The 23,266-nt window shown below is 34.4% G+C and carries 24 protein-coding genes; 14 read left to right on the top strand and 10 right to left on the bottom strand.

Annotated features, from left to right (window positions below; all coding sequences use genetic code 11):
* Nucleotides 1–127: 127 nt before the first annotated feature.
* Both KFZ70_RS10000 and KFZ70_RS09995 read left to right on the top strand, forming a co-directional pair.
* Nucleotides 128–622 carry an RNA polymerase sigma factor gene (locus KFZ70_RS10000; RefSeq protein WP_139695467.1) on the top strand — a complete coding sequence of 165 codons (495 nt, stop codon included), beginning with the start codon at nucleotides 128–130 and terminating at the stop codon, nucleotides 620–622.
* Nucleotides 623–626: 4 nt separating this feature from the next.
* Nucleotides 627–1,259, top strand: coding sequence for a hypothetical protein (locus tag KFZ70_RS09995; RefSeq protein WP_139695469.1), 633 nt, complete (start codon nucleotides 627–629; stop codon nucleotides 1,257–1,259).
* A gap of 99 nt (nucleotides 1,260–1,358) precedes the next feature.
* Here KFZ70_RS09995 and KFZ70_RS09990 read toward each other — a convergent pair whose 3' ends face one another.
* The 4 genes from KFZ70_RS09990 to KFZ70_RS09975 form a co-directional block, all read right to left on the bottom strand.
* Nucleotides 1,359–1,949: a pseudouridine synthase gene (locus KFZ70_RS09990; RefSeq protein WP_139695471.1), complete on the bottom strand. Its 591-nt coding sequence runs from the start codon at nucleotides 1,947–1,949 to the stop codon at nucleotides 1,359–1,361.
* Nucleotides 1,942–4,236, bottom strand: coding sequence for a type IA DNA topoisomerase (locus KFZ70_RS09985; RefSeq protein WP_139695473.1), 2,295 nt, complete (start codon nucleotides 4,234–4,236; stop codon nucleotides 1,942–1,944). The genes KFZ70_RS09990 and KFZ70_RS09985 overlap by 8 nt, the downstream gene beginning before the upstream one ends.
* 82 nt (nucleotides 4,237–4,318) lie before the next feature.
* Nucleotides 4,319–5,116: a 1-acyl-sn-glycerol-3-phosphate acyltransferase gene (locus KFZ70_RS09980; RefSeq protein WP_139695475.1), complete on the bottom strand. Its 798-nt coding sequence runs from the start codon at nucleotides 5,114–5,116 to the stop codon at nucleotides 4,319–4,321.
* A gap of 50 nt (nucleotides 5,117–5,166) precedes the next feature.
* The gene (locus tag KFZ70_RS09975) at nucleotides 5,167–5,808 is read right to left on the bottom strand and encodes a CoA pyrophosphatase (protein ID WP_139695477.1); all 642 of its coding nucleotides are present in this window, start codon (nucleotides 5,806–5,808) and stop codon (nucleotides 5,167–5,169) included.
* A 2-nt stretch (nucleotides 5,809–5,810) separates the two neighbouring features.
* On the opposite strand from KFZ70_RS09975, the gene KFZ70_RS09970 reads away from it, so the two are divergent.
* Nucleotides 5,811–6,518 carry a peptidylprolyl isomerase gene (locus KFZ70_RS09970; RefSeq protein ID WP_139695478.1) on the top strand — a complete coding sequence of 236 codons (708 nt, stop codon included), beginning with the start codon at nucleotides 5,811–5,813 and terminating at the stop codon, nucleotides 6,516–6,518.
* On the opposite strand, the gene KFZ70_RS09965 is transcribed toward KFZ70_RS09970, so the two are convergent.
* Nucleotides 6,519–7,121, bottom strand: a complete 603-nt coding sequence (locus KFZ70_RS09965) for a trimeric intracellular cation channel family protein (RefSeq protein WP_139695480.1) — start codon at nucleotides 7,119–7,121, stop codon at nucleotides 6,519–6,521.
* Between the two features lie 27 nt (nucleotides 7,122–7,148).
* Nucleotides 7,149–7,868 carry an RDD family protein gene (locus KFZ70_RS09960; protein ID WP_139695482.1) on the bottom strand — a complete coding sequence of 240 codons (720 nt, stop codon included), beginning with the start codon at nucleotides 7,866–7,868 and terminating at the stop codon, nucleotides 7,149–7,151.
* A gap of 24 nt (nucleotides 7,869–7,892) precedes the next feature.
* On the opposite strand from KFZ70_RS09960, the gene KFZ70_RS09955 reads away from it, so the two are divergent.
* The 6 genes from KFZ70_RS09955 (at nucleotide 7,893) to KFZ70_RS09930 (ending at nucleotide 14,415) form a co-directional block, all read left to right on the top strand.
* Nucleotides 7,893–8,882 carry a stage II sporulation protein M gene (locus tag KFZ70_RS09955; RefSeq protein WP_139695485.1) on the top strand — a complete coding sequence of 330 codons (990 nt, stop codon included), beginning with the start codon at nucleotides 7,893–7,895 and terminating at the stop codon, nucleotides 8,880–8,882.
* Nucleotides 8,879–9,607 (top strand): hypothetical protein, encoded by a 729-nt coding sequence (locus KFZ70_RS09950; protein ID WP_139695487.1) that lies wholly within the window; start codon nucleotides 8,879–8,881, stop codon nucleotides 9,605–9,607. The genes KFZ70_RS09955 and KFZ70_RS09950 overlap by 4 nt, the downstream gene beginning before the upstream one ends.
* Entirely contained in the window at nucleotides 9,604–10,809 is a 1,206-nt protein-coding gene (locus KFZ70_RS09945; RefSeq protein ID WP_139695490.1) for a DUF4350 domain-containing protein, read from the top strand. The genes KFZ70_RS09950 and KFZ70_RS09945 overlap by 4 nt, the downstream gene beginning before the upstream one ends.
* A 41-nt stretch (nucleotides 10,810–10,850) precedes the next feature.
* Entirely contained in the window at nucleotides 10,851–11,882 is a 1,032-nt protein-coding gene (locus KFZ70_RS09940) for a MoxR family ATPase (protein WP_139695580.1), read from the top strand.
* A gap of 29 nt (nucleotides 11,883–11,911) precedes the next feature.
* Nucleotides 11,912–13,243 (top strand): DUF58 domain-containing protein, encoded by a 1,332-nt coding sequence (locus tag KFZ70_RS09935; RefSeq protein ID WP_139695492.1) that lies wholly within the window; start codon nucleotides 11,912–11,914, stop codon nucleotides 13,241–13,243.
* Nucleotides 13,244–13,476: 233 nt separating this feature from the next.
* Nucleotides 13,477–14,415 carry a hydrogen peroxide-inducible genes activator gene (locus tag KFZ70_RS09930; protein WP_139695494.1) on the top strand — a complete coding sequence of 313 codons (939 nt, stop codon included), beginning with the start codon at nucleotides 13,477–13,479 and terminating at the stop codon, nucleotides 14,413–14,415.
* A gap of 34 nt (nucleotides 14,416–14,449) precedes the next feature.
* On the opposite strand, the gene KFZ70_RS09925 is transcribed toward KFZ70_RS09930, so the two are convergent.
* The 3 genes from KFZ70_RS09925 to KFZ70_RS09915 all read right to left on the bottom strand — a co-directional run bounded on the left by KFZ70_RS09925 (nucleotide 14,450) and on the right by KFZ70_RS09915 (nucleotide 16,099).
* Nucleotides 14,450–14,647: a hypothetical protein gene (locus KFZ70_RS09925; RefSeq protein WP_139695496.1), complete on the bottom strand. Its 198-nt coding sequence runs from the start codon at nucleotides 14,645–14,647 to the stop codon at nucleotides 14,450–14,452.
* A 125-nt stretch (nucleotides 14,648–14,772) separates the two neighbouring features.
* Nucleotides 14,773–15,573: a TIGR00266 family protein gene (locus tag KFZ70_RS09920; RefSeq protein WP_139695498.1), complete on the bottom strand. Its 801-nt coding sequence runs from the start codon at nucleotides 15,571–15,573 to the stop codon at nucleotides 14,773–14,775.
* A 67-nt stretch (nucleotides 15,574–15,640) separates the two neighbouring features.
* Nucleotides 15,641–16,099, bottom strand: a complete 459-nt coding sequence (locus KFZ70_RS09915; protein WP_139695499.1) for a DUF4442 domain-containing protein — start codon at nucleotides 16,097–16,099, stop codon at nucleotides 15,641–15,643.
* Between the two features lie 160 nt (nucleotides 16,100–16,259).
* On the opposite strand from KFZ70_RS09915, the gene KFZ70_RS09910 reads away from it, so the two are divergent.
* From KFZ70_RS09910 to KFZ70_RS09890, 5 genes are all read left to right on the top strand, one after another.
* Complete coding sequence (locus KFZ70_RS09910) at nucleotides 16,260–16,706, top strand: DUF4870 domain-containing protein (protein WP_139695501.1); 447 nt, start codon at nucleotides 16,260–16,262, stop codon at nucleotides 16,704–16,706.
* A 120-nt stretch (nucleotides 16,707–16,826) separates the two neighbouring features.
* Nucleotides 16,827–17,171, top strand: coding sequence for a PadR family transcriptional regulator (locus KFZ70_RS09905; protein ID WP_139695503.1), 345 nt, complete (start codon nucleotides 16,827–16,829; stop codon nucleotides 17,169–17,171).
* On the top strand, nucleotides 17,164–18,951 hold the full coding sequence (locus KFZ70_RS09900) for a PspC domain-containing protein (protein WP_139695505.1): 1,788 nt from the start codon (nucleotides 17,164–17,166) through the stop codon (nucleotides 18,949–18,951). The genes KFZ70_RS09905 and KFZ70_RS09900 overlap by 8 nt, the downstream gene beginning before the upstream one ends.
* A 100-nt stretch (nucleotides 18,952–19,051) precedes the next feature.
* Nucleotides 19,052–19,780, top strand: a complete 729-nt coding sequence (locus KFZ70_RS09895; protein ID WP_139695507.1) for a head GIN domain-containing protein — start codon at nucleotides 19,052–19,054, stop codon at nucleotides 19,778–19,780.
* A gap of 104 nt (nucleotides 19,781–19,884) precedes the next feature.
* Nucleotides 19,885–20,721, top strand: a complete 837-nt coding sequence (locus KFZ70_RS09890) for a GIN domain-containing protein (protein ID WP_233244014.1) — start codon at nucleotides 19,885–19,887, stop codon at nucleotides 20,719–20,721.
* Nucleotides 20,722–20,829: 108 nt separating this feature from the next.
* On the opposite strand, the gene KFZ70_RS09885 is transcribed toward KFZ70_RS09890, so the two are convergent.
* Nucleotides 20,830–23,241: a glycoside hydrolase family 2 TIM barrel-domain containing protein gene (locus KFZ70_RS09885; protein ID WP_139695509.1), complete on the bottom strand. Its 2,412-nt coding sequence runs from the start codon at nucleotides 23,239–23,241 to the stop codon at nucleotides 20,830–20,832.
* Nucleotides 23,242–23,266: the final 25 nt, after the last annotated feature.

The following is a 23,266-nucleotide window of genomic DNA, read 5'->3' as shown; positions in this document are numbered from 1 at the left end:
CCACCAAAAACAACTTCATTAAAAATATAATTTACAACCACTTACATAGTTTTATCACATATAATATCAAAATAGCTGTAACATTCTAAACATTTAAACTACTTACAGAGTAACTAAACCATCACATTTGAATAAAGAACTAGAACATAGTTTTGTTGAATTACTTGAAAAGCATCAAAATATAGCGCATAAGGTATGTCGTCTGTACACAAACAATTATGATGCACACAATGATTTATTTCAAGAAATCACCATTCAACTATGGCGGGCATATCCAAAATTTAGAGGAGATGCCAAGTTTAGCACTTGGATGTATCGAGTGGCATTAAACACCGCTATTACTCTATACAGAAAATCAAAGCGTACCATAAACACGCAAGATTTTAGCGGTGTAGAGTTTAAAATAAAATCAGAAGATTATGATAATACTGAAGAAGAACAACTTAAAGTATTATACAAAGCCATACGCCAATTAAATGATATTGATAAGGCACTGATATTTTTATATTTAGAAGACAAAGACTATAGAGAGATAAGTGAAACGTTGGGAATTAGTGAGGTGAACGCACGCGTGAAAATGAATCGGATTAAAACCAAGCTAAAAACCATTTTAAATCCGTAAGATTATGGATGAATTAGATTTATTAAAAAAAGACTGGAATAAGCCGTCTCAGGATAAAAACCTATCTGCAAAAGATATTTATCCAATGCTACATAAAAAATCATCCAGTATTGTAAAAACACTGTTCTACATTAGTATTGCAGAACTTGTTTTTTGGACACTAATTAATGTTTCACCCTATTTTATGTCGGCTAGCTACCGTGCCAAGTTAGATATGGTTTACACCAATCAAACTGTTTTTACCCTAGTAAACATGATAAGCTATGGTATTATATTTCTATTTGTTTATTTACTCTTTAAAGCGCATAAAGCCATTTCTGTGACCGATAGTGCTAAAAAACTTATGGAAAGTATTTTAAAAACCAGAAAAATCATAAAATACTATGTTATTTACAACCTTGTTGTTAGCTTTTTTGCTATGGTTATTGGTATTTATTTTGGCTTAAAAAACAACCCAGAGGCCTCTCGTAAATTTGCCAACGCCACAGATGAGCAACTCTTACTCATGTATGCTGTAATGATTGGTTTTACGGCTGTTTTTGTGGTTATTATCTGGTTGTTTTACAAACTCATTTACGGTTTGTTATTAAAGCGCCTTAACCGAAATTATAATGAATTACAAAAACTAGAATTATAATGTTTATAGCGTTCCTTTTTCCTGAGTTGTGCTCATGATAAAGGTCGGGCTTTACGCTAAAGTTTTGACTCAAAGCACAGCTCGCCAAAAGCTACCGCTTCAATCCCTAACGCGCCAATCTGGCAATTCAATAACGTCACCTGGCAACATGTTATTTATATAAAAATCACCTATCCGTACCCGAACCAATCTCAAGGTAGGAAAACCAACAGCCGATGTCATTTTTCTAACTTGTCTAAACTTGCCTTCTTTTAAAGTAACAGACACCCATGATGTTGGTCCGTGTCTGTCATCTCGTATTTTTTTTTGGCGACTAGGCAATTGAGGTGCTTGATCTAGCTTATAAACCTGGCAAGGTTTAGTTTGGTACTTTTTTCCATGTAGGCCTATAGCAACACCTGTTTGTAGCAACGCAATAGCTTCATCAGTTATGTCACCATCCAACTGAGCAAAATATTCCTTTTCTACATAACTACTATTTACATAATCACTCATTTTTCCGTCGGTTGTGAGTAACAATAAGCCTTCCGACTTTTCATCTAAACGCCCAATAGCCATTATCTCTTCAGGAAAATCATATAATCGACCTAAGAATCGTTTAGATTGCTGTTTAGAATCATTACTCTTAAACTGACTCAAAAAACCATACGGTTTAAAAATTAAAAAATGCCTATGAATGCTTTCAGACATTTGACTTCAAAATTTTATACACAAGTGCTTTGGTTGGTGTTTGGCCTTCTAATTTTAACTTCACAGCCTCAAAAGTCATTTTAAAATCACATCCCGTTTTGTAAGCACTGCACCCATAAGCTGTTTTACCTTTTAAAATGGTGCCTGTGTTACACTTAGGGCAAAGCATCTCTTCGGGTTTTGTACTCTTTGATACTGGTGTTTTTGAGATTAGTTTTAATTTAAAATTTTCATCAAAAGTTAACACTCCTTCCTCCGTTCCGGCTTTGGTTTTAAAGCCTTTTAAATTAACGGTTTCCCCTTTTTGCAAGAGCCTTAAAAATTGGTTGTCAGAAATCTTTTTTTCCTGAAATTTAAACGGAAGAACGAAATTACAACCCTCTTTATATTTTGAACAACCAAAGGCCGACTTACCTTTTATAAGCTGTCCGTTTTTACATTTAGGGCAAGTTTCAGCCGTGATACCTGCATTTTTTTTTGCCTCCTCCTTGGCTTGACGTTTTTTAATTGTAGTGGCATGTGAAATATTAGCGCGCTTCGTTTCGCTCCGCACTTCATAAACCAAAGCATCAACCATGCGCTTCATGTTTCTAATAAAAGCACTGGCACTATAAGTTCCTTTTTCTATATCCTTCAGTTGCTTTTCCCAGAAGCCCGTAAGTTCGGCCGATTTTAGCAACTCATTTTGTATGGTATCAATAAGTTGAATTCCTGTAACCGTGGGCAACACTTGTTTCTTGTTGCGCTTTATATACTTACGCTTAAATAACGTTTCAATAATATTGGCTCGCGTAGACGGCCTGCCAATACCATTTTCCTTCATTAAATCTCTTAGCTCTTCATCATCAACCTGTTTCCCTGCTGTTTCCATTGCCCGAAGCAATGAGGCCTCTGTATACTGGTTCGGTGGCTTAGTTTCTTTCTCTAAAAACGAGGGTTCATGAGGGCCTTTTTCTCCTTTTTTAAACGCAGGCAAAATACCTGATTCTTTTTTCTTACTATCGGACGTTTCAAATACAATACGCCACCCTTTTTCCAAAATCTCCTTTCCTGTGGCTTTAAAATTCACATCCGCAGCATGACCAATTACTGTAGTATTAGCTACGGTACAATCATCATAAAAAACAGCAATAAACCGCTTTACAATTATATCATAAACTTGTTGCTGATTGTACTGTAAATTGGTTTGAATCCCCGTTGGTATTATAGCATGGTGATCGGTTACTTTTTTATCATTAAACACCCTGCTAGATTTTTTAATTTTTTTACCCAAAAGAGGCTGCGTCAACGCGCTGTAATTGGTCAATTTTTGTAAAATATCAGAAACTTTTGGGTAAATATCGGTAGGTAAAAATGTGGTATCTACTCTAGGATAAGTGACCACTTTGCGCTCATATAATGCCTGGACAATCTTCAAAGTATCTTCAGCCGAAAAACCAAACTTGGTATTACAATATACCTGCAAGCCTGTTAAATCAAAAAGCTTTGGTGCGTACTCCTTCCCTTTTTTCTTAGTAATTGAAGCAATTTCAAAATCACTTTCTTTCACCTTGGTGGCTAAAGCCTCACCATCTTCTTTTTTAAAGAAACGCCCTTCTTCATAGCTAAATAAAACATCTCTATAAAGGGTTTGAAGCTCCCAATAGGGCTGTGGTTTAAAATTTTCTATTTCTTTAAACCGATTTACCACCATAGCTAACGTAGGTGTTTGCACCCTACCAACCGACAAAACTTGTTTATAACCACCATGTTTAAGCGTATAAAGTCGCGTAGCATTCATGCCTAATAACCAATCGCCTATAGCACGAGAAAATCCGGCGTAATATAAATTATCATAATTTGTAGCTGGTTTTAAATTCTCAAAACCTTCTTTAATAGCTTCGGTAGTGAGTGAAGAAATCCATAATCTTAAAACCTCTCCTTTATACTGCGCCTCATTCATCACCCAACGCTGAATAAGCTCACCTTCTTGTCCAGCATCACCGCAATTGATAATAACGTCTGCTTTATCAAATAAGCTTTTTACAATTTTAAATTGTTTTTGAATACCCGAATTAGCTACCACCTTGGTTTCAAATTTCTCAGGGAGCATGGGTAAATTATTTAAATCCCAACTTTTCCAATAGGGTTTATAATCATTAGGTTCTTTTAAGGTACACAAATGCCCAAAAGTGTAGGTAACCGCATAACCGTTACCTTCAAAATAGCCATCGCATTTGGTATTGGCTCCTAAAACGGCTGCTATTTCGCGCGCTACACTTGGTTTCTCTGCAATACAGACTTTCATTTGGGTGTCTTAAAATGGAAAGCGCAAAATAGAAAATTCAGAATATATTAAAAAAAGGAATTCTTAGTAGTTATTAACGTAACTACCATTCACGCATTTTATTAAGAGCTTCCTGAGCTTCAAGCTCTTTCTGCGGAATAACTTTTAAGAAGGAAGGGTGCTGTTCAATGGCAAATTCTATCTTTTTTACAATATCTTCTGTAGATTCATTGTCATAATCAATTTCCAATGGGGCTTTAATTTCCATGGATTGTAGAATATTTTTTTTCTTAATGCGCAGTCCTTTTTTATCAAATGATCTCCTAAAACCGTCTATAACAATAGGCACTACTACAGGCTTATAACGTTTAATAATATGAGCTGTTCCCTTTCTAATAGGTTTAAATGGCGTTGTTGTTCCTTGGGGAAAAGTAATAACCCAACCATCATCTAGTGCTTTTCCTATATTAGAAATATCACTCATTCTTACCTGACGATTAACATCTTTACCCTCAGATCGCCATGTACGCTCAATGCTTACAGACCCCACATAAGCTAGAATTTTTGGCAACAAACCTGCTTTCATAGTTTCTTTAGCGGCTACGTAATAAATATTGAGTTTTGGATGCCATAAGTAACCCACATTTTTAATGGAATCTACCCGACCACTTAAACTGGCATTAAACACATGAAACATGGCTACTACATCAGCAAAATACGTTTGATGATTCGATATGAATAACACATTAGTATCCGGCAGATCTTTGATAATTTCAGAACCTTCTATTTGAAGCTCATTGAAGCCTCTAAAGCGCCTGTGCGTCATGGCTCCAAGAACTCTAATCAACCATTTTTTAATAAAAAGTATATGTCCGAATGGATTTCGTTTAAACAATCCCATAAATCACACGTCAAATTTAGTTGGTATTGCAAATGTAGTAAATCTACAGACTAAACCACCGCTTTTATTAAGTCTTTAATCTCACTAAGCATCATGGCTGTTGCTCCCCAAACCACATGGCCGTTAAGAAGAAAAGCAGGTACATTAGTGGCAGCGCTATATGAGGTTTTAATTTTTTTTTCTATGAGAGCTTTTTCATCTAAAAAAACATCTAAGTCTACCTCTATAATATCTTCTACTTCATCTTCCTGCTTAACAAAACGCGGTTTATGCATACTTGTTCCAATAAAAGGGTATACATAAAAATTACTTGGCGGAATATAAACCTTTGAAAGCGCCTTGAATATTTGAACACTATCTGTGGGCACGCCAACTTCTTCATAGGTTTCACGTAGTGCCGTTTCCATTAGGGACTTATCCTGCTTTTCTAGCTTGCCTCCTGGAAAGCCTACTTGAGCAGAATGCACTCCTTTATAAGTTTTTCTTAAAATTAAAACAAACTGGGTTTCTTGTAATTCATTTGGGTAAAATAGTGCTAACACGCCAGCATGCTTTGCTTTTTTAATGGCCTCCTCTTGCTGACTTAAGAAGGCTTTTCGAAATGTAGGTACCATTTTAAAATGCGCGCTTTCGGCTGGAAGCGGGATATTTTTTATTTTTGAAATCGATTGCAAAAAAAAATCAAAATTCATTTATGAGATATCTATTCCTTTTAAGTATGTTTCTTCTTCTTTTAAATTGTGAAGATAAGCAAACTAAAAAGAAAACAACAGACAAAGAAGTTATTGAAAAACCTCTAAAAAACGAAGAGGAGCCTGAGCTTTCTAATACCACACCAAAACGCGAGTTTCCTAAACTAGACTCTCGTAGTGCTATGGATTTCTTTTTAGAGTATAATAAACACCATAAAGAGAATAAAGTACGAATTACAACCGATTTTGGAGAAATAGACATCCTGCTTTATAATGAAACACGTTTTCACCGATGTAATTTCATTTGGTTAGCCAAACAAAAATATTTTGATGGCACGCAGTTTTATAGGGTTATTGATAATTTTATGATTCAAGGGGGTAATAGTGACGACAAAAAAACAGCTAGAAAACGGGCGCATATTGGCAAGTATCTTTTACCACCAGACACCAAGCGCGGTTTCACACATGACAGAGGTGTGATTTCAATGCCAAGTAGTGAAATTGATAATCCTCATAAACTAGCTTCTCCTTATGAGTTTTTCATTGTACAGCAAAAAGGAGGCGCTCATTTTCTTGATGGCGATTATACCATTTTCGGGCATGTAACACGAGGAATGGATGTGGTTGATAAAATTGCAGCAGTTGAAACAGACAGTGCCGATTGGCCTCTAAGAAACATTTACATTAGAAAAGTAGAAGTGATAGAATAATTATTTAGGGTAAATAGACGGTAAGGATATCTTGAATTTAACCGCCAAAAGCCTGGTAACGATTACAACAACACCTGCTACTACAAAAACCAGATTTTCCTTTATAGGAAATTCTCTCAATAAAAAATAAGTAACACCCCCTAATATACATGGTGTTGCATATATCTCTTTTCTAAAAATAACGGGGATTTCGTTACACAAAATATCTCTAATAACACCTCCAAAACTAGCAGTAATAGTCCCCAAGGCAATACATATTATAGGGTGTAAATTGGCATGAATCCCTTTTTCAATACCTACTAGTGTATATAATCCTATACCAATAGTATCAAACAAAAACAAGGATGTTCTCAAATAATTGATGTTACTTCTAAAAAGAATGGCAAATACAGCCGATATAAAGATAACATAGGTATAAGTCATATCGCGCATCCAACTCACGGGGGTGTCACCAATAAGCAAATCGCGCAACGTCCCGCCTCCTACCGAGGTTACAAACGCAATAATTAGGATTCCAAATAAATCCATACGCTTTTCAATAGCCACTAAAACACCCGAAATGGCAAAAGCTATAACCCCTAAAATATCAATTATATAAAACATAAAGCGTTAAATATTAAGTAAAACCAATTACATATTTTGGGTATAAAAATTATAATCTTTTAAAATAACAGCAATAAACTCGGTATCTGTGTTATGCTTTACATTCTTTATATCGGCTACTTCAATAATCTTTGTTCTCAATTTTATAAGTGTTTTATAATCTTTTGCAGATCTCGCTATATTAAAAGTTTCTTTTATGATACGTGCATCGTTATCTGACAACTTTATCACATTAGGATATGTTGGTTTATAGTCTTCTGATAAATGCTCCAAAATAGTATGATTAATAGTCACCTTATCTTTTAAAGCTATTACAGCGGTACCAGCAGCCATATCACCAATACGTTGTGTTTTTTTATTAATTAACATCACAAAAAAACCGAGCCCAAAAATATAAACATCGGCAATCCTAAAAAACCATCGTACTAAATAATCAGAAAAAGCGGCTTGGTACCCATCTATTTTAACAACACGAATTTTCATCACGCGTTTACCAATGGTTTGCCCCTGAAAAAAAGATTCTAATGCCAATGTGTAAAACATCACGGGAAAACTTAATATCGTATTAATAGCTATTTGAGACCATCTGTCCATACTCTCAAAAGCGCCAAAAAACCAGTTTAAAACCAACAAATAACCTACTTTTATAACCATATCAATGATAAATGCCAATAGCCGCTCTCCTGGCCCTGCGGCATTAAAAGTTATTTTCACATTTTGAGTCGTGTTAATTTGTATCTCTGACATTTTATATTTTAATTTATTGTCTATATGAGAGAAGTTTCATTCATCAAGCAAAATAAAGAAAAATGGCTTAGTTTTGAAAAAGCCGTGTTTAATAATGATTTTGAAAATCCTGATGAATTGGCTTCACAATACATTCACCTTATTAACGATTTGGCCTACGCACAAACCTACTACCCCAAAAGTAAAGTTATTGTATATCTTAACCAACTTGCAGCTAAGGCCTTTCAAAAAATATATAAAACAAAACGCGAAGACACCAACCGTATTTTTGGGTTTTGGAAAACAGAAGTTCCGCTTATATGCTATCAATACAGAACTTTTATTTATGTTGCTATAATTATATTTCTTGCGTTTACGTTTATTGGTACTATTTCTGCAGCTAATGATGGTGGTTTTGTGCGTTCAGTTTTAGGTGATGACTACGTTAATATGTCTCTAGAAAATATTGAAGCGGGTGATCCAGTTGCGGTTTATAAGAGTGGTAGTAATTGGGGCAGTTTTATTGGAATAACCATAAACAACCTTAAAGTAGGCATTATAGCCTTTGTACTTGGTATTTTTTTGGGTATTGGCACCCTGTACATTATGTTTAAAAACGCTATTATGCTAGGCTCCTTTCAGTACTTTTTTTATGAAAAACAGGTGTTTTGGGAAAGTGTTCGAGGCATATGGATTCATGGCGCTATGGAAATTTTTGCCATTATGATTGAAGCCGCCGCTGGCTTAATTCTTGGAGCCAGTATTTTATTTCCTGGTACTTACTCACGGTATGCATCTTTGAATCATGGGGCTAAAACAGGAATAAAAATTCTAATAAGTACGTTTCCTTTTACTTTTGTTGCAGGTTTCCTTGAAGGTTTTATAACGCGTTACTCCAACATTATGCCACATTGGTTATCGGTGAGCATTATTGCTATTACTCTAAGCTTTATTTCATTTTATTATTTAATTTACCCTATAAAAGTTCAGAAAAAAATCACCCAAACATTACCAACAAATTTTAACTTTAATTGAAATTAAACCCTACATACGTCTTATTATTTTCACTTATTGCAATGTTTCAGGTGAATCAAGTGTATGCCATAACGTTAATACAAGAACCTATTCATGCCAGACGTTTTGATGATAACTTCAAATCAAGATACTCTAGTGACAAATTCAATTATGAAGGAAAAGTGGTTATTAAAACTACCCCTAGCGGTTCAGGACATTATGAAGATTACAAACAAGAGAAACTAAAGCAAAAGGATGACGATAATTCAAAACAGCTTATTTTTAATCTAGGCCCACTGGCCTATCTGTTTTATATAGCTATTGCTCTAGCGGTTGGTTATCTTGTGTTTATACTTATAAATGAAGGAGGATCGGGGTTATTTTCTTCAAAAGCTAAAAGATCAATAGCTTCTTATGAGGACATAAACGCTGAGAATATTAACAGCACCAATATTGAATCCCTTATTTTAGAGGCTGAAAAGAATAACAATTACAGATTAGCTATCCGATTTTATTACCTTCTTATATTACAAAATCTAAGTACTAATAATCACATACAATTTGAAGATGACAAAACCAATAACGACTATTTAAACGAGGTTTCGGGCACACCCTTTGGTGAAACATTCACCTATATTTCATACCTGTACAATTATATTTGGTATGGCCTATTTCCCGTAAATATGACCAAATATGAAAAGGCTAAACAGCACTTCACCCTATTTTTAAAACAGGTAAATTCATGAAAAAGATTTTACCCGTTTTAATCATCCTAATTGTTTTGGTGGTCTCTGCGGCGATTATGCTCGGGGTAAAATTTCAAAAAACTATAGACTGGGAGGAGTCTTTCAACGAAACGAGTAACAAGCCTTACGGGGTAAGTGTGTTGTACAAAGAACTCCCTAACCTCTTCACACCAAACAAGGTAAGAACAGTGTACCATCAACCTGCCAGTTACTTGAAAGCTCACAAGGCAGATGGGTTTGGAGATCATGAAGCCAAAGGCAGTTTTATTATTATTGGAAACTCAAATTATTTGGAAGCGAGCTCCATTGATGCGCTTTTAAACTTTGTGCATACGGGAAACACGCTCTTTGTTTCAGATTATGTATTTCCTCAAAAAATTCACGATACGTTAAATTTTGATATTGAGTATATAAAAAATGAAATCGATAGTACGTCCTATTTAAGCCTCAAACATTTCGATATTCCAGATATTAAAATTGATAAAAATGTAGGTGATAACTATTTTTCAAGATTTGACAAAACGACATGTGACGCTTTAGGCTATTCTAAAATAAATTACAAACATGTAAATTTTATTAAAATTCCTTTTGGTGAAGGCACTGTTTTTCTTCATACAGAACCGAAAGCCTTTACCAATTACAACATCTTAAAAGAGAATCGCTTTAGGTATATAGAAGGTGTATTATCCCACTTACCGAATAGCGATTTATATTTTGATTCTTACTCTAAAATTCAAACGGGCTATGATGGTAATGTTGAAAAACAATCTAACTTAAGTTGGTTTCTTGACCAAACATCATTTAAATGGGCTTGGTATACCGCCATTCTGTTTGGAATATTATTTATGATTTTTAATGCTAAACGGCGGCAACGTATTGTAAAAACCATCCGTCCCTTGCAAAATACAACCGTTGGTTTTGTAGAAACGGTATCAAACTTATATTTTGAAACTCAAAATCATAAAAACTTAGTACAAAAAAAAGTAACTTACTTTCTTGAAAAAATAAGAACAGATTACAATATGGATACGTCTACTTTAGATGAGTCCTTTATTAAAAAACTGGCTTCAAAATCAGATAAGAACATTGAAGATGTAAAAAAAATAGTAGATTACATCAATTGGCTTAACAGTAAAAATGAGTTTTTTGAAGAAAACCTCATCAAGCTTAATAGACATATTGAATCATTTTATGCGAAATAATTATGGACGACAACAACATGCCCCAAGATCATTCAGATTTCATGCCAAAGCAAGACCCACATACTAGTTCAGAAAACCAACCAACCGTGGAATCTGAAAGTGAATTGACATTTCAAAACAGACTCGACTTATCCGAATTACAACAAAATGTTCAAATCATAAGGAACGAAATTGGCAAAGTTATTGTTGGCCAAAAAGACATGGTTGATATGCTTATTGCCTCACTTTTAGCGAAAGGCCACGCCCTAATTGAAGGTGTTCCTGGTGTAGCAAAAACAGTTACGGCCAAATTACTGGCAAAAGCATTGAACGTTGGGTTTAGCAGAATACAATTTACGCCAGACCTAATGCCTAGCGACATTCTAGGTACTTCTGTATTCAACCTTAAAGATTCTGAGTTTGAATTTAAAAAGGGGCCTATTTTTTCAAATATGATTCTAATTGATGAGATTAACCGCGCTCCAGCAAAAACACAGGCGGCTCTTTTTGAAGTGATGGAAGAACAACAAATTACCATTGATGGTAATAGGTTTACACTTAACGCTCCTTTTATGGTTTTAGCTACACAAAACCCCATTGAACAAGAAGGCACCTATAGATTACCTGAAGCGCAATTGGACCGGTTTTTATTTAAAATTGATGTGAACTACCCTAATTTAGACGAAGAAGTTGAAATATTAAACAGAGAACATCAATGGCAAGACAAAATAAAAACCAATGAGGTCTCTTCTTTTTTACAAGCCAATCAAATAACACATTATCAAAGTTTAGTTACTCAAGTTTTAGTTGAAGAACACCTTTTAAAATATATTGCACAACTCATTGTGTCCACAAGAAATAATCCGTTTTTATATTTGGGGGCATCACCCAGAGCTTCTATAGCCATTTTAAAAGCAAGCAAAGCTTTTGCTGCTATGGCTGGCAGAGATTTTGTTACGCCTGAAGACATAAAACGTGCTGCTATTCCTGTGCTTCATCATAGAGTCATTGTAACACCAGAACGCGAAATGGAAGGCGTGAATAGTAAGCAGATTATAAAACAAATTATTGAATCGACTGAAATTCCTAGATAGTAAATAATATACCAGAAAAAGATATAACCTTGACACTTTTAAAGTCATTTTACATACAACCCCGTTTTTTTTATGTAGGTATAAGCATTGTTGTTCTATTTGCTTTAAGCTATTTTGTTTCGGTGCTGTTTAATGTAGCTCAACTTCTTCTTTTTATTCTGGCACTTCTGTTTTTATTTGATTTTTTAATCATTTTTATAGGAAAAAATAAAATTGTAGCAACACGTATTTTACCAGATAAATTCTCAAACGGCGACAAAAATACGGTAGTACTAAAACTAACCAACCAGTATTCATTTTCAACACATTTAGAAATTATTGACGAAATCCCTGTTCAATTTCAGATTAGAGATTTCAAAATAAATACGTGTGTGTCATCAGGAAAAGCAAAAGAGATTTCATACCAATTAAAACCAACAGAACGTGGAGAATATCACTTTGGAAAATTAAATATATACACCTGTTCCGTGCTAAAATTAGTAGCCAAACGTTACATGTTTTGCCATCATACTATGGTACCTACCTATCCTAGTTTCTTGCAGCTAAAAGCATTTGAACTTTTAAATATCAATAAAAATGCATTAGAATACGGATTAAAAAAAACGAGACGCCTAGGGCATTCCATGGAATTTGAGCAAATTAAAGACTATGTAACTGGAGACGATTTAAGAACCATAAACTGGAAAGCTACAGCCAAAAAAAATCAGCTTATGGTGAATCAGTTTCAGGACGAAAAATCACAACCCGTCTATACCTTAATAGACAAAGGGCGTGTTATGAAAATGCCTTTTGAAGGCTTAAGTCTTCTTGATTATGCCATTAATTCGGCGCTTGTTATTAGTAATGTTGTATTAAAAAAACATGATAAAGCAGGTATGCTCTCTTTTTCAAAACGTATTGAAAATATTGTAGCTGCTGAGCGCAGAAATGCTCAAATGCAACTCATATTAGAATCCCTTTACAATGTTAAAACAGATTTTTTTGAAACCGATTTTAGCAGACTCTACGGAAACATAAAAAGACATATAACCCAACGTAGTTTGCTGTTAATGTACACCAACTTTGAAACTCTTGATGGTTTAGAAAGGCAACTTCCGTATTTAAAAGCCATTAACAAGAGTCATTTACTTGTGGTCATTTTTTTCAAAAACACTGAGCTCAATAAAATAATACAAACCAAGGCTAATACAGTTAAAGACGTGTATAACAAAGTAATAGCCGAAAAGTTTGCTTTTGAAAAACGTCTTATTGTAAATGAGCTCAAAAAATATGGCATACATGCTATCCTTACATCACCCGAACATTTAACCATTAATACCATCAATAAATACCTTGAACTAAAAGCAAGAGGCTTGTTATAAATGGTCAAGGTGATTTTTACATGAAAATTGGTCTTTCAAATGAATTTATTTTACTAACCATTACGCGGTTTCATTTAACCAAGACCTCATCATCAAAATTAGTTTTTTCTTTTTAACACCATTCAATATCATATATACTACTTATTATTCAACATATTTAATTTATAATTAACTATCAAAACTATAAATTTTATTGATAGTTTTTATATTTTTATAACCTGAATTTGTACGATATGACAATAACACAATTATACTATGTTTTGGCTGTGGCCGAAAACCAAAATTTCACCAAAGCGGCTGAAAAATGTTTTGTAACGCAACCTACCTTAAGTATGCAAATACAAAAATTGGAGGATCAACTGGATGTTCAAATTTTTGATAGAAGCAAAAAACCCATTGAACTTACTGAAGTAGGTAAAAAGATTGTAACACAAGCCAGAAATATTGTTAACGAATCTTACCGAATTCAGGATATTGTAGATCAACAAAAAGGATTTATAGGAGGCGAATTTAAGTTAGGAATTATTCCTACTATTATGCCTACATTGCTTCCTATGTTTCTTAAAACCTTTATAAAAAAGCATCCTAAGGTCAAACTAAAAATAGAAGAATTAACGACTGAAGAAATTATAACTCGAATTAAAGAAGGGCACCTAGACGCTGCTATTGCGGCCACTCCTCTTGAAGATGAAAATATAAAAGAGCGTGTACTTTATTTTGAACCCTTTGTAAGTTACATTCCAAAAGGGCACAAGCTTCACAAAAACAAAACCATAGATATTACCGAATTAGACATCAATGACATGCTATTACTTGAAGACGGGCACTGTTTTAAAGACAGCGTACTTCACTTATGCAAAGGCTTAAAAAATCATACAGACGATAAATTTCAACTTGAGAGTGGTAGTATTGAAACGTTAATAAAATTATCAAATGAAGGTTTGGGTATGACCCTCTTACCCTTTTTACACACTTTAGATATTAATGATAGTGAAAAAGAGAATCTACACTACTTTAAAGAGCCTTCACCTGCCCGTGAGGTTAGCATTATTTACCACAAAAGCGAATTAAAAATGCAAATTATTGAAGCACTTCAAGATGTAATATCTGGTATTATACGCGGTGCGATTGCATTTCAAAATGTAAAAATAATAAGTCCATTACCTAAATAGGAAACAAAACAGCGACCACAATGGGTCGCTGTTTTTATTCTTTTAAATAAATTAAACATTGATTTAAATCTGGGTTTTGCCGTACTAAAGAATAAATAAATATTTTAAGTTCTTCAATTTCATAAGGCAACAATCTTTCAAGTGCCTTTTGTACTTCTTTGCAAAACAGTGTTGTATCAAAACTAACTTTATTTAGTATAGTTTTAGTGTACTCAAGCATTGCTCTCGCCATTTTTTTGTTAAGGTTTTTTGATGTTGTTTGTATAGTAGATTTGGTAATAGGCTTGTTATTTTTATTAACGCTTAAATTTACTAAAAAAAACGTTAACGCATTTATTTTAGTAGAAAATTAACACATTAAAATTTGTTATCACCATCCAGTAAATCGCCAAGACCTCCTAATATACTCCCTTCTCCCTTATCTTTACCGCCTCCTTTTGGCGCAGCGGCCCATACACGTCCGGCTAACCTACTAAAAGGTAAAGACTGAATATAAACGGTTCCTGGCCCCTGTAACTTGGCAAAAAACAAACCTTCACCACCAAAAATGGAGTTTTTTATACCTCCAATAAATTCAACATCGTAGTCAATCGTTTGATCAAAACCAATAATACACCCTGTATCAACCCTTAATATTTCACCAACTCCTAATTCTTTAACGGCGGTGGTACCTCCAGCATGAACAAACGCCATACCATCACCTTCAAGTTTTTGCATAATAAAGCCTTCACCACCAAATAGCCCACGCCCCAGTCTTTTTGAAAATTCAATACCAATACTCACTCCTTTTGCCGCGCATAAAAAGGCATCTTTTTGACAAATAAACTTACCGCCAAAACGTGTTAAATCAATAGGAATTATTTTTCCAGGGTAAGGTGATGCAAAAGACACATGCCGTTTTCCCGATAAGGTGTTATAAAACGCTGTCATGAATAAACTCTCTCCTGTTAATATACGCTTTCCTGCACCAAGTATTTTCCCTAAAAACCCAGAATCTTTCTGTGAGCCATCACCAAAAATAGTTTCCATTTTTATACCATCATCCATCATCATAAAACTTCCTGCTTCGGCTACCACACCTTCTTGCGGATCTAACTCAATCTCCACATATTGCATTTCTTCACCATAAATTTTATAATCTATTTCATGTGCTGTCATAAAACTTTATTTTAATTGTTATTAGACTATTTGTTAATGTTCCTTGAATTTTGTTACAAAAAAGCGATTATTCCTTTTTAAGCTTAACACTCCATTCAAAAGAAAAGCTAGAAACGATATCTCCTGAACCATCTACACCTGTTGATGTTAATGTGACAACCTGCCCCTCACCTGTTTCAATAGCGTGTTTTAAAACAGCATCAATGTTATGCCCGTCGTTACAAGTAAAGTTGATTCTCCCTATTGCCTTTTTTGTAAATGAAGCCTGATTTGAAGTGACCAACATAGACATGCGCCTTCCTGTATTTTGAATTTTAAGCATCATTAACGCGCCTGTTGAAAACTCTGCAGCCATACCTTGCACCGCCCAAAACATAGATTTAAATGGGTTTTGATTAATCCAACGGTACTTTACAGTGACTTCACATTTTGAATCATTTAATTCTTTTGCTCTTACCCCACAAATAAACGCTGCAGGCAGCTTAAATAACATGAAACTATTTAGTTTTCTGGCTGTTAAACGCATAATAACACAACTTTAATTTGCAGTAAGTTATGAAATTAATGCCTATTAGTAAATGTTAATATTTTGTTAATTTTAAGTACTATGCGTAACATAATACTTGTTTTTAGACATATATTTGCATAAGAAACTATTATATGTTTTAATCATTCATCAAAAAATCATGTTAAACAATCATCACAAAAACATCGCCACCTTCATTCACCTTTCTACTTTTAGTCGGTTTTTTATTCCTTTCGGAAACTTTATTGGCCCCATTATATTATGGATTACTAACAAAGAGAAATCTGATTTTATAGACAACCATGGCAAACAGACAATTAATTTCCAAATGAGTATTCTACTATATGCTATTATTTTGGGGACACTAACCATTCCGTTTTTTGTATTCAAAATATTTAACGGTATAGACTTTATTGAATTTCATGGCTTTGAAAACTTTAGCTTTAATATAGGCAAACCATCACCACTATTATACTTAGGAGGATTTTTGGGAGCCATTGCTATATTAGGATTTATTATAGAACTGGTATTCATTGTTATTGCCAGCCTTAAAGCTAGAGATGGAAAACGCTTTAACTACCCATTGACCATTCAGTTTTTAAAATAAGTTTAATCAAATGATTACTAGTAGAAACACAGACTAAAAAGAATAAAACATTTCATCAAAATAATCATCATCAAATCCATCAAAAAATGAACAGTTTCACCACATTAAACGCATGACAACATGAAGATAGAAAACACAAAAGCACAAATGCGTAAAGGCGTTTTAGAATTCTGCATACTCTCTGTTTTGAAAGATCAAGACGCCTATGTAGCAGAAATTTTAGAAACGCTGAAAGACGCCAAGTTGCTCGTAGTAGAGGGTACTATTTACCCTTTGCTTACCCGATTAAAAAACGCCGGACTTCTAAACTATCGTTGGGAAGAGTCCACCTCTGGTCCTCCAAGAAAATATTATGGCCTAACCGAAACAGGTAAGCTGTTTTTAAAAGAATTGGATACCACTTGGAATGAATTACAAAATGCCGTTAACATAGTAACCGCCAAAAAAAATACTACAAATGAATAAAACTGTCAACATAAATTTAGCAGGTATATTTTTTCATATTGATGAAGATGCGTACTTAAAACTACAACGCTACCTGGAGGCTATAAAACGTTCATTTACCGACTCTCAAGGTCGTTCTGAAATTATAGCAGATATTGAAGCACGTATTTCTGAATTGTTTAGTGAACGTGTACAAAATGACAAACAAGTTATTGGATTGAAAGAAGTTGACGAGATTATTGCCATAATGGGGCAACCTGAAGACTATCTGGTAGATGATGAAATATTTGAAGATGAGCCAAAGGTAAACTATAAGCAAAAATCTTCACCGTCTAGACGTCTGTTTAGAGACACTGAAAACTCCTATATTGGTGGTGTATCATCTGGTTTAGGTCACTATTTTGGCATTGATGCTATTTGGATTAGACTCGCTTGGATTCTACTCATATTTGGTGCTGGCACAGGTATTCTTTTATACATTCTACTTTGGATATTAGTCCCTGAAGCTAAAACAACGGCTGAAAAACTGATTATGACAGGTGAACCTGTAAACATTAGCAATATTGAAAAAAAAATAAAAGATGGCTTTGATACCGTGACCGATACTGTTGGCGACGTTGCTAAAAATGTCAGTGACTCGGTATCAAATGCAGCCAAAAATGTAGATGTAAAAAAACATGCTAATTCTATAAAATCATCATCAAGAACTTTTTTTGACACCTTAGCAGATGTTATTATGTTTTTCTTCAAGGTGATTGCAAAATTCATTGGTGTGATACTCATTATTGTTGGGGCAACAACCATTATAGCATTAATCATTGGTTTATTTTCATTAGGTATAGCAGATATTGTACACATCCCTGGACTAGATATGGTTGAAATTGCCAATGCTGGCAACACCCCGTTATGGCTTGTTTCTTTACTTGTATTTTTCACCGCTGGTATTCCTTTCTTTTTCCTATTCTATTTGGGTTTAAAGATTCTTATCAACAATTTAAAATCTATTGGTAACATCGCCAAATTCACCCTTCTAGGCTTGTGGCTTATGTCTATCATAGCTCTCATTGTTGTAGGTATAAGACAGGCTAGTGAACATGCTTTTGAAGAATCACATATTACAAAAACTGAGCTGGCCATTACCGCAACAGATACATTAATTGTAAAAATGGTAAATGATGATAAATTCAATCGAAATTTCTACCGTCATAACAATTTAAAAGTGGCGCATGATGCCGAAGGAAACAAGCTAATATACTCTGCAGACATAGATATTATAGTAAAATCAACCACTGATTCTGTGGCATCTATAGCCATAGAAAAAAGTGCCGATGGCAGAAATTATGAACGCGCCATTGAACGTGCCAAAAATATTGACTATAATTTCAGTTTCAATAATAACACCTTATTTCTAGACTCTTTTTTCAGTACCGATCCAGTAAACAAGTTTAGTGATCAAGATATTAATATCACCTTATATCTTCCTGAAGATATGGTAGTTTTTTTTAATAATAACACTAAATCCTTTTTAAATTACAGAAAATATGATGGCAACATTGTATCTAGTAAAACCACCAGTCATTATTTAAAAATACTTGAAAATAATTCAGAATGCTTAGACTGCCCCATTGAAGAAAAAACCATTAAAGTAGATACACCTGGTTTAAAAATAAATGATGATGGTATTGAAATTCATGCAGACGAAACACATGTAAAAATAGACCGCTCTGGGGTTAAAGCAGAAGCTGAAGACGTAAAAGTTAAAATAGATTCAAACGGTATAGAAATAAAAGCCGAAGAGTAACAATTCATCAATAAAAATCAACAATTCAGATATTCAGATTAAAAAACAATTACCAAAGTCTTGATATTTGAACAACTCATCAATCAAAAAACGAACAATTATGACAACGCTAATCAAAATCATTGTAGCCACTATTTTAAGTTTAACGGTCTTTTCCTGCAACTTTGATATCAATTTAGGAACTGGTGTTACCGGTAATGGTAAAATTAAAACTAAAGCGCGGCCCGTTACCCAATCCTTTACAACCATCAAAGCTTCTGAAGGTTTAGATGTATATTTAACACAATCAAATATTGAAGAAATTGTTGTAGAGGCTGATGAAAACCTTCATGAACTCATACTAACAGACATAAATGATGGTGTTTTAAAAATTCATACCAAAGAAAATATTGGCAAAGCACATTCAAAAAAAGTTATAGTGAGCTTCAAAGACATAGAAAGCATTGTTTCTACTAGCGGAAGTGACGTGTACACTACAAATACCATTACTACAGATTACCTGACTTTGAAATCCACCAGCGGTAGTGATATGAAGCTTAATGTAAAAACACAATCCTTAAGTTGTAAATCTACTAGCGGAAGCGACATGAAAATTTCTGGGTCCACAATACGTTTAACTGCCGAAGCAACAAGCGGTAGCGACATAAAGGCTGCTGATCTATTTGCCGAATCAAGTCAGGTAAAAGCCACAAGCGGTGCCGATATAACCGTTAACACCTCGAAAGAATTAATTGCTAAGGCCAGTAGCGGGGGCGATGTTAAATACTATGGAAATCCAGAAAAAGTTGAAAAAAGTGATGGTCCCTCTGGGAGCGTTACTCAAAAATAACAAAAAGTTCTAGCTGTCAACTAATCATATAAGTCATTTCAATCAATTAGAAGGTTTGAAATGGCTTTTTTGTATATTGACCTTATAATTAATCCAATTATAGTATGAGAAAAATTTCTTTACTTCTGGCCTTCTTTTCTATTTGCCATTTAAATATGCAGGCACAAAAAACAGAAAAAGTAAAAGGTAATAGAATGGTTAGCACTCAAAATACCGAGTTAAGTCCGTTTCACACCCTCATACTAGATGACGATTTCAATGTAGAAATAATTTATAGTAGAACACCCGAGGTTGAAATAGAAACCGATGAAAACCTTCATGATATTATTGTTTTTGAGGTTATTGATAGCGTGCTTAGTTTTAGAAAAGCAGCAAAAATCACTTCAAAAAAAAGGCTGAATATAAAGGTAAAATACAATGAAGCCTTAAAAAGTATTGAAACCAATGATAAAGCTGAAGTGTTATCATTAGTCACATTGGATGCGAAGCATTTTAATCTGAAAGTTAAAGGAACTTCAAAAGTAGGACTAACCGTTAAATCTGATCAATTTAATTTAGAGAGTGACGATAAAAGCACTGTAAAACTCAACGTAACCAGTAAAAATTTCACAGCCCTTTTAAACGGCTATTCAAAATTAGAAGCCTTAGTTAATAGTGCACAATGCGCTGTTACGCAATTTCAGCGTGCTACTAGCACCATTGAAGGTGCATGCGATATGGCTATTATAGACTTAGACAATACCACTGAATTTGATGGTAAAAACTTTACTATAAACACGTGTAATATTATTTGTGATATGAATAGTGATGCCTATCTTGAAGTACTAGAAAACATTACCATTGAAGCATCTGGTACCAGCGGTATTTACCTGTACGAAAACCCAAAAATTACTATTAATAAACTCACTGGTACTTCTAAGCTTCAAAAGAAAGAGAAATAGCATATCTAAAATTAGATATGCTATGTAACAACTAAAACCAAACTACTCGAAAATCAACCAATATTCTATTGAACCTTGGTTAAACAACTATAAAAACAAACTCAAAATTTATTCAATGTTTAAATAAGTCCCTTTAAAACTTTGGTTTAGCACCATCATTTTTAAAGGTTTACTTTTTGACACTCTTTTAACTTCAATAGATGCTCTCCCATTGGCCATTTCAATAACTTCGCTACCAGTTGGTGTTCCTAAACTTTTCATGACTTCTCCTCCATTTAAGCATTGAAAATAAACCCGCTTCTCATAGTCTAAACAGCGTAATCCGTCAGCATCAACAGCCGTAGCTGTTACTAAATAATTTCCATTTTCAAGTTGCTCATAACCTAAAGTCAAGGCACGAGCTTTCCCACTTTTAACATATCTGTAGTTTACAGTTAACTCATCCTCAGGATTACTTGTTTCAGTAACACCAATAGCCCTTAACGTATTATCGCCTTCCTTAAAATTTATATCCCAGCTCAGTCCAGCAGCAGGAAATTGTTTTATATCACGTTGTTTTACCCCCAAACTTTCGCCATTAAGAAATAGTTCAACCTCGGGACAATTACTATAAACACTAACCGACCGCTTTTTTCCTTTAGGCCCTTGACGCTCTGTCCAGGTATGCGATTCTATATACACGAATGGTGACGTACTCCAATAACTTTTAAATACATAAAAGGCATCTTTGGGGTTTCCCGCGCGATCTACCAATCCTTTTTGATTCATATAAGGTATGGCATTTTCAGGCCTTAGGGGTGTACCAAAATCTTTAAATGCCCATTGCACATTCCCTACAAATGTTGAATCATTCTCAGAAATTCTTAAATGCCAATCAAATAAATCAACAATATAATTTTCACTCCAATCGCCAATTTGAGCTATATTGGCCACATCGGTTTGCACAATGGCTTCTTCCCAGCCATCAGATTCAATTTTTCCTTCGCCCGTAATGGGATTCTCTGTATGACGTCCAACATGACTTGACCCACCATATTCAGCATGTAAAAAGTGTGGGTATTGCGCTTTATAGGTATCAATAGCTTTCTGATAGCTTTTATAACTTCCAGAATACCAACCTGACCATATTGAAGGCGAAAATACATCAACAATATGAGCTCCTTCATAATACTTTCTTATCGCTGTCTTTCTTGAAGGATCGAGCTCATGAGCGTAATCATTTAATTCCTGTAAATAGGCATTCATAGCCCCTATATCTCCTCCTCCTTCAAAATCGGGTAACCAATAAATTTCATTCCCTAAAGACCAAAGAATAATGGACGGATGGTTATAATTTTGATTTATAATTTCTTGAAGCATTTTCTTGGTGTTCTTTTTCCAGGCTTCATTACCAACTCCACCACGACACCAGGGCAATTCATCCCAAACTAACAACCCTAATTCATCACAGGCTTTATACACCTCTGGGTCTTGCGGATAATGTGCTAATCTTACAAAATTAGCCCCCATTTCCTTAATGAGCTCCATGTCTGCTTTATGTTGAGCATTACTCATAGCTGCTCCCACACCGGCGTGCTCTTCATGCCTGTGTGTTCCTCTTAACAACACACGTTTACCATTTAAATAAAACGCACCATAGTCTTTAAATTCAAACCATCTAAACCCTACTTTTTGTACAACTTCATCGGTGAGCTTATTATTCTCTTCCAACTGTAATTTAAGCGTATATAAATAAGGGGTTTCTACATCCCATAACTTAGGGTTGCGAATAGCTTTAAACTGAACCTCTACCTTATTTTTTTTCAGTTTTCCTTTGGTGACAGACACCGTATTTCCTTCAGCATCTATTAACAGTGCCTTTATTACTTGTTTTTTGGATTTGTTATAACCCTTTAAGAAAGCATTAGCTCTTAACAAAGCCATAGTATCTGACACCTTTGGTGTCTCAATTTTTAAATCAGATAAATACTGCTTTGGTAATACTTCCAACCAAACATCACGCGTGATACCTCCAAAAATGAAAAAGTCACTTTTTTGAGAAGGAATAACTTCAGGATTATAGCCATTATCAACGCGTACCATCACTTCATTATACCCGTTATGTACAACCATTGATATATCCACGCTAAAACCAATATATCCACCTACATGACCACCAACATAATCACCGTTTACATAAACAGCGCTTGTAATGTTAACACCCTCAAAATATAGTTGGTATATCTGTTTATTATTCACCTTATCAATAAATATGTCTTTTTTATACCAACTTGCACTGCGTCTGTAGCCGGGAGTTACATCGGTTGCATCTAGAGCATTCCACGTGTGCGGTAAATCAATCTCTTCCCAATCGAAATGGCTGAGCGCTTCTTTTGGAGATTTAACATCACGCTCCAAATACTCCCAATCGGAATTTATATTAGTCCTTTTTCGAATTAAAGGGTTACTGTTCGCAGCGAAAGAACCCAAAGACAATAGCATGCTAAATCCCAATGTAATGACATATAAAATTGATTTCATTATTTTAATAACGGATGTAAAATTA

This window comes from Allotamlana fucoidanivorans (assembly GCF_045788535.1).
Lineage (GTDB): Bacteria > Bacteroidota > Bacteroidia > Flavobacteriales > Flavobacteriaceae > Allotamlana > Allotamlana fucoidanivorans.
This window is presented reverse-complemented; position numbering and strand designations above follow the sequence as displayed.